We start from the raw sequence: 17723 nt of genomic DNA, 5'->3' as shown, positions 1-17723 counted from the left end.
AGCGGATGCTGGACGCCTGCGCCGAGCTCGTCGACGAGGTGGGGTACGAGGGCTTGACCACGACCCTGCTCGCCGAGCGTGCCGAGGTGGCGATCGGGTCGGTCTACCAGTTCTTTCCGGACAAGCGGGCGATCGTGCAGGCGTTGACCCTGCGCACGATGGAGTCCTACCTCCAGCGGCTCGACGAGCGTTTCGCCTCGGACGACCTGACCCACTGGTGGGACGGGGTCGACGCGGCGATCGACGAGTACATCTCGATGCACCGCACGGTCCCCGGTTTCCGTACCCTGCACTTCGGCGACGTGGTCGACCTGCACCTGCTGGACGACCAGCGGGACAACAACGGCGTGATAGCCGAGCAGCTCGCCCGCGTGCTGACCGAGCGGTTCGGCCTGGCCGGGGTGCCCGACCTGCGGTTCCACCTGGAGGTCGCGGTCGAGGCCGCGGACGCCCTGATCAAGCTGGCCTTCCGCCGCCGCGCCGACGGCGACGAGCGGGTGCTGGTCGAGGCGAAGGCGCTGATCCGGGAATACCTGCACCGGCAGGTGAACGCCCCGGTGGAGGCCGCGCACCAGGGCTGAGCGGCACGCGAGCGGCGGGTTCCCGAAGTGCGCCGGGGCCCGCCGTCGTCACGTCAGAGGAACGCGTGGCCCTCGCCCCGGTAGGTGGGCGCGGTCGCGACCACCGCGTCGCCCTCGACCAGGTGCACCTCGTTGACGTGCTCGCACACCTCGCCCGCCTTGGCGTGGCGGAACCACACCCGGTCGCCGACCCGCAGCGCGTCGGCCGCGTCGCCGGTGAGCGGGGTCTGCACCTCGCCGGCACCCTCCGGGCCGAGCAGCTTCAGCCCGTCCGGCAGCCACGGCCGGGGCAGCCGGCTCTCCGCCGCCGGCCCGGAGGCGATCCAGCCGCCGCCGAGCACGGTGGCCAGCCCGGGCGCCGGCCGGCGGACCACCGCGCAGGCGAAGAACGCCGCCGGGGTCGGCCGCCAGGCACGGTACGCGTCGAAGAGCGTCGGCCCGTAGAGCCCGGACCCGGCGGTGACCTCGGTGACCGCCGGGTCGGCGCTGGTGGCGGCCACGCTGCCGGTGCCGCCACCGTTGACGAACTCCAGGTCGGCGTGTTCGCGGACGGCGGCGACCGCGGCCGAGCGGCGGGCCAGCAGTTCCCGGTACGACCCGCGCTGGGCGACCCGGATCGCGGAGCCGACGAGCGCCTGCCCGGGCGGGGCGTCGCCGAGACCGGCGATCTGCGCCTCGTACGACATCAGGCCGACCAGCCGGAAGCCCGGCCGGCCGGCGACGGCGGCGGCGAGCGCGCCGGCCGCCCGGGCGCTGTGCACCGGCGAGCGGCGCACCCCGACGTGCACCCGGCCCCGCAGCGGTCGCCAGGAGGCGTCCAGGTCGAGGCAGACGCGCAGCGCGGGCCGGCTGCCGGGCGGGCAGACCCGGTCGGTCAGGTCGAGCTGGTCGACGTCGTCGACCATCAGGGTGACCGCCTCGGCGGCGGCCGGGTCGGCGGCCAGCTCGGCGAGCGCCCCCCGGTGGGCGGTCGGGTAGGCGACCAGCACGTCGTCGGCGACGCCGCCGCGGGCCAGCCAGAGCGCCTCGGGCAGGGTGAAGGCCATCACGCCGTGCCAGCCGGGCCGCCTGAGCGCCCGGGTGAGCAGCTCGCGGACCCGGACGGACTTGCTCGCCACCCGCAGCGGCTTGCCGCCGGCCCGGGCGGCCAGCGCCTCGGCGTTGGCGTCGAACGCGGAGAGGTCGACCACCGCGTACGGCGGGTCGAGGTGGGCGGTCGCCCGGTCGAGACGATCGCGAAGTTCGGCACGGTCGATGGCCACGTCTGCACGCTAACTGTCGGGACGGCAATGCGAAATACCCTCGCGTCTGTCCGGGCTGCGGGCGGTGGCCCCGGCGGCCTAGGCTCGGCGAGCAGGCGAATGTCGCGGGAGGGCGTACCCTCCGCGCGGCTAGAGTGTTCCACCGGGGATGCCCAGACCTGGGCCGGCACGTGGAGGTACGGCCATCGAAAGCCAGAAGAACGGCGAGTCGTCCGGCGTGTCGTCGCCCGGCACACAGGCGGACCGGTCCGGCTTCGCCGCGATCCGCGCGGTGCTGCGCATCCGGCCGTTCCGCCGGCTGTGGATCGTGCTCAGCGCGGCCTCCTTCGGCGACTGGCTCGGCCTGCTCGCCACCGCGCTCTTCGCCGCCTCCCAGGTGTCCGGCAGCACCGCCCAGGGCGCGGCCTTCGGCGGCGTGACCGCGATCCGGCTGCTGCCGGCGCTGGTGCTCGGCCCGATCGCGGGCGTCTTCGCCGACCGGTTCGACCGCCGGTGGACCATGGTCATCTGCGACCTGCTGCGCTTCGTGCTCTTCGCCTCGATCCCGCTCTACGCGCTGACTGGCGCCGCCGGCGGCCTGGTGGTCGGCTGGGCGCTGATCGCCACCTTCCTGATCGAGTCGATCACGTTGTTGTGGATCCCGGCCAAGGAGGCCGCGGTTCCCAACCTGGTCCCGCGCACCCGGCTGGAGGCGGCCAACCAGCTCACGCTGATCACCACGTACGGCCTGACCCCGGTGGCCGCCGCCGTCGCGCTGGCCGTGCTGACCCGGGGCCTGCCCGCCGTGGTCGGCGGCGGCCTGCCCAACTGGGCCGAGCCGGCCCAGCTCGCGCTCTGGTTCAACGCCTTCTCCCGGCTCGCCACCGCGCTCGTGGTGGCCTTCGGGATCAAGGAGATCAGCGAGGCCCAGCGCGGCGAGGCGGAGCGCGCCGAGCAGAGCATGTTCCGCCAGTTCGCCGACGGCTGGAAATTCATCGGCCAGACGCCGCTGGTCCGTGGTCTGGTGCTGGGCATCTTCGGCGCGTTCGCCGGCGGCGGCATCGTGGTCGGCACGGGCAAGTTCTTCGCCAACTCGCTCGGTGCCGGCGACGCCGCCTTCTCGCTGCTCTTCGGCGCGATCTTCGTCGGCCTGGCGCTCGGCATCGGGCTCGGCCCGATGATCGTGCGGGACATGTCCCGCCGCCGCTGGTTCGGCATGAGCATCGTGCTGGCCAGCGCCTCCGTGCTGGTGCTGGCGTTCGCCATCCACCTGTCCATGGCCATCGTCGGCGCGATCCTGGTCGGGGCCGGCGCCGGCATGGCGTTCCTGGCCGGCACCACGCTGCTCGGCGGCGAGGTCGCCGACGAGGTGCGCGGCCGGGTCTTCGCGGTGGTGCAGATCGGCACCCGGCTGGTGCTGATCCTGGCCATCGCGCTGAGCAGCCTCCTGGTCGGCGTCGGCGGCTCCCGCCAGCTCACCATCGCCGATCTGGGCATCTCCATCTCGTCGACCCGGCTGCTGCTGCTCGCCGCCGGCGCGGCCGGCATCTTCGCCGGAATCAGCGCTTTCGGCCAGATGGACGACAAGAAGGGCGTACCGGTCCTCGCCGACCTCTGGGGCTCGATCCGGGGCCGCCCGCTGATGCCGGCCGAGCCGTTCGTCTCGGCCGGCCTGTTCGTGGTCTTCGAGGGCGGCGAGGGCGCCGGCAAGTCCACCCAGCTCGCCGCGCTCGCCGAGCGGCTGCGCGGCGGGGGCCGGGAGGTCGTGGTCACCCGCGAGCCGGGCGCCACCGGGGTCGGCGAGCGGATCCGCTCGCTGGTGCTGGGCACCGCCCACGACGACGCGCCGTCGCCGCGCGCCGAGGCGCTGCTCTACGCCGCCGACCGGGCCCACCACGTGGCCACCGTGGTCCGCCCGGCGCTGGTCCGCGGTGCCGTGGTGATCAGCGACCGCTACGTCGACTCGTCCCTGGCCTACCAGGGCGCCGGCCGGACGCTTCCGGTCGACGAGGTCTCCTGGCTCTCCTCCTGGGCCACCGGTGGGCTCAAGCCCGACCTGGTGGTCCTGCTCGACATCGACCCGCACACCGGGCTGGGCCGGGTGGCGGCCCGCAGCGCGGACGCCGACCGGCTGGAGGCCGAGTCGGTGGCGTTCCACGAGCGGGTCCGCTACGCGTTCCTCGACCTGGCGGCCGGCGACCCGAAGCGCTACCTGGTCCTCGACGCGTCGCGCCCGGTCGAGGAGATCGCCGACGCGGTGGCGCGTCGGGTGGACGAGTTCCTCGTCGACCCGGCCGGCATCGTGCACCCGCGTCCGGCGCAGGGCCCGGACACCTCGGTCCAGCCCGAGTTATCCGAATCGGAGCTGGTGACGATGGAGCAACGCCGAAGATGACCGACGTCTTCGCCGACCTGGTCGGGCAGGACGAGGCGGTGGCGACGCTGCGGCGGGCCGCCGCGTCGGCCGCCGCGCTGCTGCGGGCCGGCGCGCCCGTGGCGGTCCGCGTGGGTGGTGGGGAGCCCGACGGGTACGACGACCTCGACGCGCTCGCCGAGGAGTTCGACGAGCCCGGCGCGGGCGCGCCCGACGGTGGGCCGGGGGAGGCGGCCGCCGCCGAACCGGGCGCCGGGATGACGCACGCGTGGATCTTCACGGGGCCGCCCGGCTCCGGCCGCTCGGTGGCCGCCCGCGCGTTCGCCGCCGCCCTGCAGTGCGTGCACGGCACCGGCTGCGGCCACTGCCCCGGCTGTCACACCACGCTGGCCGGCACCCACGCCGACGTGCGGCTCGTGGTGCCCGAGGGCCTCTCCATCTCCGTCGGCGAGATGCGCGCGCTGGTGCTGCGCGCGGCGAGCACACCCTCCGGCGGCCGCTGGCAGGTCGTGATCATCGAGGATGCCGACCGGCTCACCGAGGCCGCCGGCAACGCGTTGCTCAAGGCGGTCGAGGAGCCGCCCCCGCGTACCGTCTTCCTGCTCTGCGCCCCGTCCACCCACCCGGACGACATCTCGGTGACCATCCGGTCGCGGTGCCGGGTCGTGCCGCTGCGCCAGCCGCCGGCCGGCGCGGTGGCCGAGGTGCTGGTCCGCCGGGACGGCATCGCCCCGGACGTGGCGCAGTGGGCCGCGGCGGCCGCGCAGGGGCACGTCGGTCGGGCCCGGCGGCTGGCGCGCGACCCGGAGGCCCGGCAGCGGCGGGAGGCCGTGCTCGCCGTGCCGCGCCGGCTCACCGGCGTGGGCGCGGCGTTCGACGCCGCCTCGGCGCTGATCGAGGCCGCCGAGGCGGAGGCCGCTGCCTCGGTCGCCGAGGCCGACGAGGCGGAGCGGGCGGCGTTGCAGACCGCGCTCGGTGCGGGCGGCACCGGTCGAGGCGCGGCCGGGGCGATGCGGGGCGCCGCCGGTCAGCTCAAGGAACTGGAGCGGCGGCAGAAGTCGCGGGCCACCCGCGCGCAGCGGGACGCCCTGGACCGCGCGCTCGTCGACCTGGCCGGCTTCTACCGGGACGCGCTCACCATGGCGCTGCGGGCGCCGGTCGCCCCGGTGCACACCGACACCGCGACGACGGCCGCGGCCGGTGCGCAGAAGTGGGACGCCGAGGGCGCGCTGCGCCGCCTGGAGGCGGTGCTGGAGTGCCGGGCGGCGATCGAGGCGAACGTCAAGCCGCGGATCGCGGTCGAGGCGATGATGCTCTCCCTCTGGCGGGGCTGAACCGGCCGCCCGCACGCTGTCCACAGGGCATCGACACGCGCGATTGACGTGCGGTACGGTCCGGTGATGCCGTGGTGACCGAGACGGCACGCTCAGTGAGGGTGGCGTCGGGGTGGGGCCGGCGGCGCCGACCGGCCGGGAGGAGTGCGCCGATGGCGCGGGGGGAGATCGACGAGGCCTGGATCGAGGAGGCGGTGCGGCGCTACCGCCGCATCGAAGCCCTACAGGCCGAGTTCGACCAGGCGGTCGCCACCGTGGAGGTCACCGTCCGGTCACCCGACGGCCTGGTCGAGGTGGTGGTCACCGCCGGCGGGCGGATCACCGACGTCCGCTTCCTCGGGCCGCTGCACCAGCGCCACCAGCGCGACGTGGCCGGCTCGGTGCAGGCCGCGGTGACCGCCGCCGCCGACGCGGCGCAGTGGGCCCGGGAGAAGCTGCACAACGAGACGTTCGCGGCCTATCGGCCGCTGGCGGGAGCCTGACATGGAATCGCTGCGCGCGCTGGCCGCCCGCCTCGACGACGCCGGCGCCACGCTCGCCACGCTGGCCCGCACGGTGACCGCCACCGATCCGCCGCATCCGGCGTTCGGCGCCCACGCCGCCGGTCGCCCCGGCGAGGTGGGGCGGGCCCTGCACCGGCAGTGGACCGCCGCCACCGCCGACCGGGCGCGCGAGGCGCAGGCCGCCGCCAACCGGCTGGCCGCCGCCGCGGCGGCGCTGCGCGGCGCCGCCGAGCGCTACGCGGCGGCCGACGACGCGGTGGCGCGCCGGCTGGCCCGGGAGGCCTGATGGACGCGCTGGACCGCCTCGCCGAGCCGGGCCTCGACCTGCTCACCCGGGTCGACACGCTGCTTGCCGCGGGCGCGCCCGAGGGGCACCGGCTCTGGCCGCTGCTGCGCCGGATGCAGGTGCTCCCCGGCGCGGCCGTGCGCGAGTTTCTCGAGCTGCACCCCGCGCCGCTGACCGGCGCCGGCCACGCCGTGCGTCGGCTCGTCCGGGGATACGACGACGCCTGTGCCGTCCTCGCCGACCAGGTGGCCTGGTCCGGGCCGGCCGCGGCGGCCTACGACGACGCGCGCGCCGCGCTGCTCCGGCACCTCGACGAGGGGCCGGAGAGCCTGGTCGGCCGGTTGGAGTCGTCCGCCGGCTACGCGGACGCGCTGGCCGGTTGGGTGGAGAGCAGCCGGGCCGCGCTCGCGCGGGCGCTCGCCGAGGTGATCGGCTCGGCCGAGGCGGTCACCGTGCACGCCGCCGCCCGATCCGGGGCCGAGGCCGGTCCGGTCGGTGCCGGGGCGGCGGCGGAGATCGCCACGCGGGTGCTTGGTGTGCTCGGGGTGGCCTACGACGGCGCCGAGACGCTGCTACGCCAGTGGGGGCCGAGCCTGGCGGAGACGACCTGGCGGGAGCGGGCCGTCACCGCGCCGCGCTACGGCGGCACCACCCGGATCGGCTACTGACGGTCCACGACGTCGCACGTCGATCCGGCCGTGGCCGGGCACCGGCGTGCGACGCCGTGGCCTTCCCCTGCACCCCCCGCAGGTATGCCTTCACTCAACGCGGTCGGCCGGCGTTTGTCCCGGGGGTGGCCCAGGTTTCAACCGTCCGGGCGAGGCGTGGGGGTCGCTTCGGTCGGTTCGATCGGGATGGATCGCTGCGCGGGGTGACCGGACGGCGACCGGTGCGCCGTGCGGGCCGCGCGGGTCCGCGTAGGGTGGACGCATGGGCATGCTCTGTGCGGTCAGTTTCAACCGGTACGGGCGCCTCTACTACCTCGACCCGGGTGAGTTGCGCCCGCAGGTGGGCGACCGGGTGCTGGTGCCCACCGACGAGGGCCCCGAGGTGGCCGAGTGCGTCTGGGCCGCGCAGTGGGTCAGCGAGGACACCGACGGTTTCCCGAAGCTGGCCGGCCCGGCCGGCGACGAGGACCTGCGCCGCGACGAGGTGCTGCGCCGGCGCAAGGCCGACGCCAAGGTGGCCGCCAAGCGGCTGATCCGCGAGCACGCCCTGCCGATGAAGGTGGTCGCCGTCGACCACGTCCTCGCCACGCCGGAGAGCGGCAGCGACCGCACCACGATCTACTTCACCGCGCCGCACCGGGTGGACTTCCGATCCCTCGTCCGTGACCTGGGCGCGACCCTGCACTGCCGGGTCGAGCTGCGGCAGCTCTCCGCCCGTGACTCGGCGCGGGTGCAGGGCGGCATCGGCTCCTGCGGGCGCGACCTGTGCTGCGCCACGTTCCTCACCGACTTCGAGCCGGTGACGATCCGGATGGCGAAGGACCAGGACCTGCCGCTCAATCCGCTGCGCATCTCCGGCGCGTGCGGGCGCCTGATGTGCTGCCTCAAATACGAGCACCCGCTCTACCAGCGGTTCCAGGAGTCCGCCCCGGCGGTCGGCACCCGTGTCGACACGCCTCAGGGCGAGGGCAAGGTGGTCGGCCACAGCGTCCCGCGCGACGCCGTCACGGTCCGTCTCGACGCCGACGGCTCCCGCTGCCAGTGCAGCCGTGCCTCCGTCTGCGCCCCCCGCCAGTCCCACGACCAGCACTACAACCCCTCCTGACCCCACCCGTTCCAGTGGTGATCAAGGAGTTCGTGTCACCGGTCGCGCCCGTGTGACACAAACTCCTTGGTCAACCAGGGGCGGGCGGTCAGCGGAGGGTGACGGGGGGTTCGGCCAGGCGGGGGGCCAGGGGGGTCTTCGGGGTCAGCCAGGAGGCGGTGGGGGAGTCGTCCGGGTTGAGCTGCCAGGCGTGGGCGACCCGGTCCAGGGCGATCGGATAGATGGTGAGGGTGCCGTCCGGGTCGAAGCGGAACCGGAGGAACGCCTTCGAGTCCTCGATGCCCTGGGCGGCGAAGAGTTCGTTCAGGTTCACCCCGAACCCGCCCGCCACCAGCAGATAGAGCGCCACCAACTGGCTGGCGACCAGCCCGCTGACCGGGCCGTAGAGCACCACCGCGGCGACCGCCGGCAACGGCCACGGCCACTCGTAGAACGGCAGGTGCAGCCAGAGCCAGGTGCCGCCGGCGGCGAGCGCCACGTGGGCCAGCCCGTGCGCCACCCCGAGGATCCAGTGCCGGGCGTGCCGCTTCCCGCCCGCGCTCGGCGGCTTGGCGAACAACGCCGCGCCCAGCAGCGTCACCACCAGCATCGCCACCAGCGGGACGCTGAACAGCCGCTGCGCGGTGGAGTCGGCCCGCTGCGCCGCCACCCCGGCCATGGCCAGCATGAGCAGGGTGTGCAGGGTGCCCAGCAGCGTGGTGAAACCCGGGTTGCGGAACGGCAGCCGGCCGAAGATGCCCCAGCCGTACCGACGGGAACGCGCCTTCTCCGGATAGCGGGCGGTCAGGTCGTACTCGCGGGTGCGGCTGGCGCGCCGGGTCAACGTGTCCCGCGGCGGCACCTCCAGCTTCTCCGGCAGCCGGTGCGTGGGATACAGGTAGGCGCCACCGCCGCCGCACGTGATGAGCTGCCGCTCCGGGCCCGCGTACCGGGCGTAGTGGTGGAGGTCGCCGGAGACCAGCAGCCGGACCTGCGCCCCGGTGGGCGCCACGAGGGTACGGATGAAGTAGTCGACCGAGTCGTACGCGTTGGGGTGTTCCGCGGCCTTGACCCACGTCGGCGCCGGCACCGCCAGGATCACCCGGGACCGCGGGGTGAGCTTCCGGGCCACCTCGTCGAAGTAGGTGAGCTGCGGATCGTCCAGGTACGACCCGGACTGGTCGTCGAGGCCGAGCAGCCACCAGCCGGCCGGCAGCTCGATGGCGAAGTACGAGCGGGACTGGCCGGTGCCCCAGCCGGCGAAGTGACGGTCCCGGGAGCGCACGAACAGGCGCAGGAACGCGGTCAGGCCGTCGTACCAGTCGTGGTTGCCAGGCACCGCGAAGAGCGTCGGGCGCTCCGGCGGGGCGACCGGGAGCGCCGCCTGGTACGGGCCCTTGCACCGGTCCTCGTACGCCTCGTAGCCGGCCGACGGGTAGACCTGGTCGCCGCCCATCACCAGCGTCTGCGCCCGGGGCAGCCGGTGCCCGTCCACGGTCAGCTCGGGCTGGGCGAGCAGGTAGGCGATCGAGTAGGTGGCGTCGAAGCCGTCGCCCAGGTCGGCCACGTAGTCCAACCAGAGCCCGCCGTCCGGCCCCACCTGCCGGAACGTGTCGTCGCCGAACGCGTTCTGGAGTTCCCGCTTGTCCAGGTACGCCCCGAACAGCATGGCCAGCAGCGTTCGCAGGCCGGTGCTGATCAGCAGCAGCGGCGCGAGCCAGGGGACCGGCCGGCGCGGGGTGAACCCCAGCTCCCGCGGGTCCAGGCTGTGCGGCCGGCGGGTGGCCCGCTCGCCGGGGCGCGTCTCGGGGTCGGGCTGTCGCGGCGGTACGTGGTCGTCGCTCACCCGCCGCAGGGTAGTCCGCGACGGGCGGGAAGTCTCTCCCGAGTCGCGCCGGCCGGGCCTCGATGTCCGCTTCTCCGGGAGGGGGATCCGGTTCGGCTCCCGGCAGGACGTGCCGTACACTTGACGATCGTTGCCGCCTTAGCTCAGTCGGCTAGAGCGACGCACTCGTAATGCGTAGGTCGACGGTTCGATTCCGTCAGGCGGCTCGGTGTGATGCCCTGACCAGCGGAGAAGCTGGTCAGGGCATCGTTTGCATCGATGAGGATTTGAGTCACCCCCCGAAAACGGCCTCTGGTGTCGGCTGGACGGAGTCAGATCGGGACGTCGTGCGAGCGCGGCCGGCCGGCGGCGACGGTGCATCGCGGACGAGGCGTGAGGTGCGGACACAGTTCGGGCAGGGTCGTTGGTCACGTCGTTCAGCCGGGCCAGAGGTTCCCCGGCCGGGCGCGGACTGTGGTCCCGGTTTCTCGGGTGAATGGTGCCTGCGTCGGTGGCGTCTGGTCACTCGGTAGCGTGGGTGTCCGATCACCGACCTGGCGGAGGTTCCTTGTGGGACGGCTGGTGCTGACGGCTGATGAGGCGGCGGTGTGTGAGGCCGTCGGGGTCAGATCGTTCGTGCAGGCTCGTTCACTGGTGGCGAGCGGCGCGCTGGCCGAGGTGAGCTGGGACCCGCGCTACGGCCGCGGGCGGGCCGCCGTACAGGGCGAGAGATCTGGTTGGGCGACGGTGTCGGTCGTCGTCGGCGCCGACGGTGCGCTCAAGAGCGTCAGTGGAATGTGCACGTGCTCGGCAGCTCCGGTGTGCGCGCATCCGGCTGCCTTGGCGTTGATCGTCTGCACCTCCGAGGCGTCCAGACCGGAGCTGGCGTCGTCGTGGGAGTTGGCGTTGGCTGGTCTGGTCAGCCTGGACAGCCCGGCCGTCGTACCAGGTTTTGCAGAACTGGCGTTGCAGTTCGAGCTTGAGGACGGTGACGGCCGGGGAAGGTGGCGGATCGCGCTCCGGCCGGTCGTGCCGGGCAAGAGGGGCTGGATCCGGAGCGGTGTCTCGTGGGGGACCCTCGGCTTCGGGTACGTTCCCGATTCACCGCACACGCAGCATCACGTCAATCTCTTGACGGAGTTGCTCGCGCTGGCGGACGACGAAGGAAGCGACCCGTACGCATACCGCTACTACGGCTCGGGCCAGCGCGTCGTGTATCTGGATGAGTTCCGTAGCCGGCGGGTGTGGGACGTTCTGGCCGAGGCGCGGGAGGCGGGGCTGCCGCTGGTGCAGAGCGGCCGGGCTGCGTCACCGGTTCAGGTCTCGGCAGGGCCGGTGCGATTTTCCGTGCGGGCCGATCGAGTCGCTGCGGGCCTGCGGCTCCGTCCGGCCCTGAGCGACGATGCGGGGACGATCGATCCCGAGAAGCTGATCGTGGTCGGGCGGCCGGCGCACGGCGTTGCCTGGTGGGGTACGACGGGGCCGGGTTCCTCGACCGATCCGGGTACCCTGCGGCTCGCGCCCCTGGCGAGACCCCTGCATTCGCGGGCCATGGAGGCGCTTGCTGCGCCAGGGATCGTCGTTCCCGCCGCCGAAGAGCCTCGATTCCTGCGGCAGTACTATCCGGGGCTCGTTCGTCAGGTCGAGGTGGTGCCGGCCGACGAGACGGTGGGCCTGCCTGAGCTCGGGAAGGCGACGCTGACGCTGTCGGTGCGGCCGCTACCGGATCACCGTATGTCGTTGTTCTGGGAGTGGGTCGCCGTCGTCGGTTCGGAACGCCAGGTGGAGCCGCTGCACGCCGGTGTGCACGACGGCTCCGACCGGACCGCGACGCTGCAACGCGTCACGGCCCTGCTGGCGGACCCGGCGTACGGGCTGACCGAGCCGTTTCCTGCCGGACGGCGGCTGCTGGAGCACGCCGTCGTCGCCGACGACGCGATGCTGCGGCTCGTACGCGACGTGCTTCCCCGACTCGTCGAGATGGACGGCGTTGACGTGGTCGTCAAGCCGCATGACGACGTTCCGGAGTATGTCGAGACGCAGGAAGCCCCGGTCGTTTCGTTTGCGGGCGCGACCGGGGGCAGCGCCGGCACGCAGGACTGGTTCGACCTGTCCGTCCGGGTCACCGTCGATGGTGAGGAGGTCGGCTTCGAAGGGCTGTTCCTCGCGCTCGCCGCGGAACAGGAGTTCATGATCCTGCCCAGCGGTCGCTATTTCCGGTTGGAGCAGCCAGAGTTCCGGCAGCTGCGCGACCTGATAGCGGAGTCCTGTGAGTTGGAGGATGCCCCGCCCGTTGTGTTGCGGGTCGGACGCTTTCAGGCGGGGCTGTGGCAGGAGTTGTCCGAGTTGGGCGAGGTCACCGGTCAGGCGGCGGTCTGGCAGGAGTCGGTGCGCGCGCTCAGCGACGTCGAGGCGGGTCCCGCCGATCCGCCACCGGTGGGGCTGGACGCTACCCTCCGGCCGTACCAGCTGGAAGGCTTCCGGTGGCTCGCCACCCTGCACCGGCATGATCTCGGCGGGGTGCTGGCCGACGACATGGGGCTGGGTAAGACGTTGCAGGCGCTGGCCCTGATCTGCCGCGCGGTCGAGCATGCGCCCGCCGGTGCCCCGTTCCTGGTGGTCGCCCCCGCCAGTGTCGTCAGCAACTGGACGCACGAGGCGGCGCGCTTCGCCCCGCATCTCACCGTCACGCCCATCGTTCAGACCGGCGCGCGTCGGTCCGGCACGCTGGAACAAGCGGTCACCGGATCGCACGTCGTGGTCACGTCGTACACCCTGTTCCGGATCGAGAACGACGACTACGCGGCGTTGCCGTGGACCGGACTGATCCTCGACGAGGCGCAGTTCGTCAAAAACGCTCAGTCGCAGACGTACCGGTGCGCGAAGCAGTTGCCAGCCGCCTTCAAGCTCGCGATCACCGGCACACCGATGGAGAACAACCTGGCCGAGCTCTGGGCCCTGCTCTCCATCACCGCGCCCGGCCTGCTGCCCCGGCTCGACCGTTTCACCGACTACTACCGCCGGCCGATCGAGAAGGACCACGACGAGGAGCGGCTCGCGCAGCTACGTCGCCGGATCCGCCCGCTCATGCTGCGCCGCCGCAAGGCTGAGGTGGTCACCGAGCTGCCGGTCAAGCTTGAACAGGTCATCGAACTGGATCTGAACCCCAAGCATCGCCGGATGTACCAGACCTATCTGCAGCGGGAACGGCAGAAGGTCCTCGGCCTGCTCGGCGACATGCAGAAGAACCGCTTCGAAATCTTCCGCTCGCTGACTCTGCTGCGCCAGGCCAGCCTGGACCTGACCCTGGTCGACCCGAAACACCACGCCATCGCGTCGACGAAACTCGACGCGCTCTGCGACCGGGTCACCAACCTCGCCGCCGAGGGGCACCGGGTTCTCATCTTCAGCCAGTTCACCCGGTTCCTGGCCGCCGCCCGGCAACGCCTCGAGGAGGCCGGCGTCGCCTGCTGCTATCTCGACGGCAAGACGCGGCGGCGGGCGGAGGTCATCGCCGACTTCAAGAACGGGACGGCGCCAGCCTTCCTGGTCAGCCTCAAGTCGGGCGGCTTCGGTCTGAACCTGACCGAGGCCGACTACTGCATCCTACTGGACCCGTGGTGGAACCCGGCGACCGAAGCTCAAGCGGTCGACCGTGTTCACCGCATCGGCCAGACCCGCAAGGTCATGGTCTACCGCCTGGTCGCAAAGGACACCATCGAGGAGAAGGTCATGGCGCTTCAAGCCAGGAAGGCCGAGTTGTTCAGTAGCGTCCTCGACGGCGGAGAGTTCGCCACCGCCGAACTGACCGCCGCCGACATCCGCAGCCTGCTCGACTGACCCGTGCCCAGGGCTGTCTCGTCCCACCCGTCTCCGCATGTGCTTGAGGCGGTGCTGGAGCGGCTGACGTACGTCAACGAGGAGACCGGGTACACCGTCGCACGGGTGGCGACCGGGCGTGGTTCAGATCTGCTGACCGTGGTCGGCGCGCTGCTGGGGGCGCAGCCCGGTGAGAGTTTGCGGTTGCAGGGGTGGTGGTCTCGCATCCGCAGTACGGCCGCCAGTTCGAGATCCTCTCGTACACGACGGCCCTGCCCGCGACGATCCAGGGCATTCGCTGAAACGCCCGTGGCTAAACGGTCGACACCTCCGGGGGGCCGGGGGTGAGGAGACTCGAGGCGGTGTCGTACAGCTGCCACGCCGGAAGACGAACGGCGTTGTGGGGCGGAGTGAGCAGCTCGAGGCGCCGATACTGAAGGCGGAGGTGTCGTGCGGGATCGATAGTCGGGGCGGGCCGATCGAGCAGGACGGCCTTCGAGTCGCCGTCGATCTTCACCAGGGCATCGCATGGATGCCCGTGCACGGTCACGGCGAGTTCGACGCTGGCACCCGGTATCCCGCTCAGCCGCGCGTAGAGGCGTTGGAGCAACGGGTCATCATCGGCAGCCGGTCCGTCGGCCGCGGCGTTGACCGCGGCGAGTTCGGCTCCGGCGCCCTGACGGGACGTCCAGAATGCACGGTCGCCCACGACGATCAGGTGGGCACGCGCCCGGCTGATCGCCACATTCCAGAGGTTCCGCTCTGCTTCCAGCCATGCGACGCTGCCGCCAGGCATCGAGGCTCCGGCGACCAGGGACAGAACGATCACATCGCGTTCGCCGCCCTGAAATGTGTGCACGGTGCCGACCCGCACCCGCGGCTCGTCGATCCACTGTCGGGCGATCTGGTCGGCTTGCGCCTTGTAGGGGGTCACCACTCCTACCGTCGCCTCGTCCGGCAACTGCTGAAGCAAGTATCGGACGCAGTCGTTAACCTTCTCTGCCTCGAGGAGGTTAACCCACGATCCGCCGTTCCGCGGGCGCCGCGGCTCCCCCTGGACCGGCGCCCACATGATCGGACCACGATCGAGCCCGCGCCGATTCTTGGTGTCGGTCAGGACGGTGAGCTGGCCGCCGTAGAAGAGCCTGTTCACCACCTCGGCGATCTGGGGGTGACACCGATAGTGTTCGTCGAGCAGCCGGCTGCCACCCGCGGCGTGCTCTAAGGCGTGGAACGCGGAGTGCCGACGGTAGGCCAGATGACGCTGGTCGAGCCAATCGCCTGCCAGCCCTGCGGTGCGTCGGGCCTCCGCCTCCCGGTCGGGAGTGATCGCGGCGATGTGCCGCAACTGCATCGGATCACCGATCACGAGGGCGCGACGGGCTCGGAACAGCAGCGGCAGTATCTGCGGTATCGAGCATTGGCTGGCCTCGTCGATGACAACCAGGTCGAATAGCGCCGCCTCAGTGGGGAACCGTCGCACCGCCAAGCTGCTCACGGCCCAACCGCGTACCGCCGACAGGGCCCGCTTGACCTCCGGCCAGTCACTGCCGGCGGCCTGTTTGGCCTGGAGCAGGGCGAGGATCTGCTGCCGACCGTTCCGGGCGTTACTTCGGACGGTGGTGTCGATCGCGGCAAGCGACGCGGTATGCAGGGCCACTTCGGCCGCCGCAACCTCGGCGGCGAGCGTCGCGTCGTCGCGCATCTCCCGATCGGTGCTGCGCAGCTCGAGCCAGCGTTGTTGGGCATCAGCGAAATCAGCCAGCGCCTGGCAGGTCTCGGCGCTCGGCTCGCCCGAAAGCTGCGCAGTTCGGAGCAATCGGGTCCGCCGCCATCGCGCGAGTATTCGGGCATCCGCACAGCGTCGGGCTCGTCGTTGCCACCGGAGCAGGTCGGAAACGTCGCCCAAGTCCTCAGCGAGATCGTCCACCGGGCGGCCCAACGCGGCGGCCAGCTGGTCCCGGTCTTGCGCCAACCCCAGCAGCACCCGCTCTCGGTCCGCCACGTCGGCGAGCCGCGCGCGAATCCGTGCCACCCGGTGCGCCTCTTCGACGAGCGCCATCCGCGCAGTTGCTCGGTTGCGGTCCGCCGGGCCAACACCGGCCAACTCGATCAATTCGGTGGTCTCGTTTTCCGCGTAGTTGATCTGTCCGGCTCGGCTGCCCGTACGTACCAACAGGCCGGGTACCAACTCTTGACACCGGCGCCAAACCTCGTCCACCGCGGTGTTATTCGTGGACGCGACCAGGACTTTCTGATTGTGGAGGACCGCCGTGGCCACCGCGTTGGCGACCAGTTGGCTCTTGCCGCTGCCGGGTGGGCCGGTGGCCACGGTCAGCCGCGCCATCAGCGCCGAAACGATGACCTCCTGCTGTGCCTCGTTGCACGCCAGTGGAGCGGCCAGCAGCGGCGGTTCGCCCGAACTTCCCGGCACGTCGGCCGGTTCCGGCGACCACAGCCCGGCCAGCGCCGTACCGCCGAAGTCCGCGGTTCTACCACGCAGGTGAGCCAGGTCCTTCATCAAGTTGGCTACTGCCTCCTCACGGCGGGACACCCGATATAGCACAGCGACGTTGCGTGCCCCGGCGGTCGGCGTACGTTGATCGATCGTGGCCGCCAGGTGCTCTGGCCGTAGTTCCTCGACCATGGGCAACTCGAACTCGCCGCGGAGCAGCTCGCGCATGTCTTTGGCCATCTGGGCGTATCCGCCGGCATGCCAGCTGGCGTAGTACGTCTCCGCCAGGTGTCGGGCCTGGTCGGGGCCAAGATGTTCGCGGGCCAGGCCGCGATGTGGTTGGGCCGGGCCGACCGGTTCCAGTCGCAGCCCGGTGGCGTCGGCCACGATCTCCACCCGGCGCACCACGAGCGGGGCGAACCGCGGCTCCCGCCAAGGGCGGTCCGGTGGCCCGTACAACAGCACGGCGGGATAACCGGCCCACAACTCGTCATCCGACTCCGCAACACGCCGAACCCACGCGGCCGTTTCGGCGTCCAGAATCAGCTGATCGCTGTCGGCGGAGCCGCCGGACAGGAAGCGTTCCCGGCCGGGGAGGCACACGAATCGGTCCCCCACCTCGCCGATCCGAAGGAGCGGAGTTTCCTGCGTCTCAACTTGGAGGCAGCGCTGGTAATAGTCGAGGAGACGTTCCCAGGTGGGTGGCTGGACGGGATTCTTGCGGGCGGTGGGCGATGGGCGCGCGACCGGGTCGGTCGGCGCCGCGTCGAGCCGGACGGCGCCACCCGCGATCACGTCCGCGATGACGATTTTGGAGTTGACCCCGATGGCCGAGTACACCGGGACCTGTCGACTGCCGCGTTCCTGGCTGCGGACGCGTGCGGAGACGTGGTGGAACAGGTCCACGACGGAGATCTTTCCGTCGCCGTCATGATCGGCTTCGCCATCCTGAAGTGCCCGGACGATCTCGCCGGTGAACACTGACGGCTGGGGGCCGGCGTCAGTCGTCGGGCCGCTGTAGGAAGCCTCGCCCACGCCGGACGAGGACAGCACGTATACTCCGCGACTTTGCAGCGGCGCCTGCTCGGATGACGAGCCCTTGGCGTCCCGCGTCCGCAGGCCGACCGCGAAGCCACCGCTCTCACAAGCATCGATGATCGTCACCTTTTGCGGTGCCCGGCACGCCTCTAGCTGCTCGTTGACAAAGCTGGCTGAGACTGCCGTCTCCTCCAGGCGGTCGTGGTCCGTGTCCCGGGCGACGAAGAAGAACTCTCCCGAGCTGTGTCGCAGCCGGGTACCGTGCCCGCTGATGTACAGCAGAACCAGATCTCCCGGGCCGGCGTCCTCCAAGAACTCGTAGATGCCCCGGCGCATCTCTGCGGCGCTCGGGTCGGGCAGTGCGGTCACCATGTCGAAGCTGCCAATTGCTGGGTGGCGCAACACCTGGTGCATCGCCGACACGTCGGCTCGGCACGACGGCAAGGCGGCGAACCGGCCGTCCTCGTAGCGCTCAACTCCGATCAACAGCGCTTTGCGGCCCGTAGCGAGCACGA

The 17723-nt window shown here is 72.0% G+C and carries 11 protein-coding genes, 1 tRNA gene and 1 pseudogene; 10 read left to right on the top strand and 3 right to left on the bottom strand.

Translation table 11 applies throughout. The features are described 5' to 3' along the window. Window positions 1-5 precede the first annotated feature (5 nt). Complete coding sequence (locus tag O7618_RS23150) at window positions 6-581, top strand: TetR/AcrR family transcriptional regulator (RefSeq protein ID WP_091062759.1); 576 nt, start codon at window positions 6-8, stop codon at window positions 579-581. A 53-nt stretch (window positions 582-634) separates the two neighbouring features. Here O7618_RS23150 and O7618_RS23145 read toward each other — a convergent pair whose 3' ends face one another. After that, window positions 635-1843: an amino acid deaminase/aldolase gene (locus O7618_RS23145; RefSeq protein ID WP_278108224.1), complete on the bottom strand. Its 1209-nt coding sequence runs from the start codon at window positions 1841-1843 to the stop codon at window positions 635-637. Between the two features lie 148 nt (window positions 1844-1991). Here O7618_RS23145 and tmk point away from each other — a divergent pair, with 148 nt between their 5' ends. From tmk to ricT, 6 genes are all read left to right on the top strand, one after another. After that, on the top strand, window positions 1992-4217 hold the full coding sequence (gene tmk / locus O7618_RS23140) for a dTMP kinase (RefSeq protein WP_278108223.1): 2226 nt from the start codon (window positions 1992-1994) through the stop codon (window positions 4215-4217). Beyond that, window positions 4214-5530 carry a DNA polymerase III subunit delta' gene (locus O7618_RS23135; protein ID WP_278108222.1) on the top strand — a complete coding sequence of 439 codons (1317 nt, stop codon included), beginning with the start codon at window positions 4214-4216 and terminating at the stop codon, window positions 5528-5530. Before tmk ends, O7618_RS23135 begins: the two co-directional genes overlap by 4 nt. A 152-nt stretch (window positions 5531-5682) precedes the next feature. Further along, a complete protein-coding gene (locus O7618_RS23130; RefSeq protein ID WP_278108221.1) occupies window positions 5683-6012 on the top strand; it encodes a YbaB/EbfC family nucleoid-associated protein in 330 nt (109 codons plus the stop codon). Between the two features lies 1 nt (window position 6013). Next, the gene (locus tag O7618_RS23125; protein ID WP_278108220.1) at window positions 6014-6319 is read left to right on the top strand and encodes a hypothetical protein; all 306 of its coding nucleotides are present in this window, start codon (window positions 6014-6016) and stop codon (window positions 6317-6319) included. Further along, window positions 6319-6987 (top strand): hypothetical protein, encoded by a 669-nt coding sequence (locus tag O7618_RS23120; RefSeq protein WP_278108219.1) that lies wholly within the window; start codon window positions 6319-6321, stop codon window positions 6985-6987. The genes O7618_RS23125 and O7618_RS23120 overlap by 1 nt, the downstream gene beginning before the upstream one ends. Before the next feature lie 262 nt (window positions 6988-7249). Then, window positions 7250-8092: a regulatory iron-sulfur-containing complex subunit RicT gene (gene ricT / locus O7618_RS23115; RefSeq protein WP_278108218.1), complete on the top strand. Its 843-nt coding sequence runs from the start codon at window positions 7250-7252 to the stop codon at window positions 8090-8092. Window positions 8093-8180: 88 nt separating this feature from the next. Here the strand turns inward: ricT and O7618_RS23110 are convergent, their stop codons facing one another. Then, window positions 8181-9917, bottom strand: coding sequence for a metallophosphoesterase (locus tag O7618_RS23110; RefSeq protein WP_278108217.1), 1737 nt, complete (start codon window positions 9915-9917; stop codon window positions 8181-8183). 132 nt (window positions 9918-10049) lie between these two features. Here O7618_RS23110 and O7618_RS23105 point away from each other — a divergent pair. The 3 genes and pseudogenes from O7618_RS23105 to O7618_RS23095 all read left to right on the top strand — a co-directional run. Beyond that, window positions 10050-10123: transfer RNA gene (locus tag O7618_RS23105), tRNA-Thr, on the top strand. Between the two features lie 343 nt (window positions 10124-10466). Further along, on the top strand, window positions 10467-13736 hold the full coding sequence (locus O7618_RS23100) for a DEAD/DEAH box helicase (RefSeq protein WP_278108216.1): 3270 nt from the start codon (window positions 10467-10469) through the stop codon (window positions 13734-13736). Window positions 13737-13739: 3 nt separating this feature from the next. Continuing rightward, window positions 13740-14014 (top strand): annotated as a pseudogene (locus tag O7618_RS23095) (ATP-dependent RecD-like DNA helicase); the annotation flags it as partial. Window positions 14015-14028: 14 nt separating this feature from the next. Here the strand turns inward: O7618_RS23095 and O7618_RS23090 are convergent. Then, entirely contained in the window at window positions 14029-17721 is a 3693-nt protein-coding gene (locus tag O7618_RS23090) for an AAA domain-containing protein (protein WP_278108214.1), read from the bottom strand. Window positions 17722-17723 lie beyond the last annotated feature (2 nt).

Origin of the sequence: Micromonospora sp. WMMD980 (genome assembly GCF_029626035.1) — a bacterium.
Lineage (GTDB): Bacteria > Actinomycetota > Actinomycetes > Mycobacteriales > Micromonosporaceae > Micromonospora.
The sequence above is the reverse complement of the archived record's forward strand: the minus strand, read 5'-3'. Positions and strand labels throughout refer to the sequence as shown.

Excerpts from the sequence above, each read along its gene's own strand:
- O7618_RS23135 (WP_278108222.1), top strand. The coding sequence starts at position 4,214 with ATGACCGACGTCTTCGCCGACCTGGTCGGGCAGGACGAGGCGGTGGCG.
- O7618_RS23120 (WP_278108219.1), top strand. The coding sequence starts at position 6,319 with ATGGACGCGCTGGACCGCCTCGCCGAGCCGGGCCTCGACCTGCTCACC.
- O7618_RS23130 (WP_278108221.1), top strand. The coding sequence starts at position 5,683 with ATGGCGCGGGGGGAGATCGACGAGGCCTGGATCGAGGAGGCGGTGCGG.
- tmk (WP_278108223.1), top strand. The coding sequence starts at position 1,992 with ATGCCCAGACCTGGGCCGGCACGTGGAGGTACGGCCATCGAAAGCCAG.
- O7618_RS23125 (WP_278108220.1), top strand. The coding sequence starts at position 6,014 with ATGGAATCGCTGCGCGCGCTGGCCGCCCGCCTCGACGACGCCGGCGCC.
- ricT (WP_278108218.1), top strand. The coding sequence starts at position 7,250 with ATGGGCATGCTCTGTGCGGTCAGTTTCAACCGGTACGGGCGCCTCTAC.
- O7618_RS23150 (WP_091062759.1), top strand. The coding sequence starts at position 6 with ATGCTGGACGCCTGCGCCGAGCTCGTCGACGAGGTGGGGTACGAGGGC.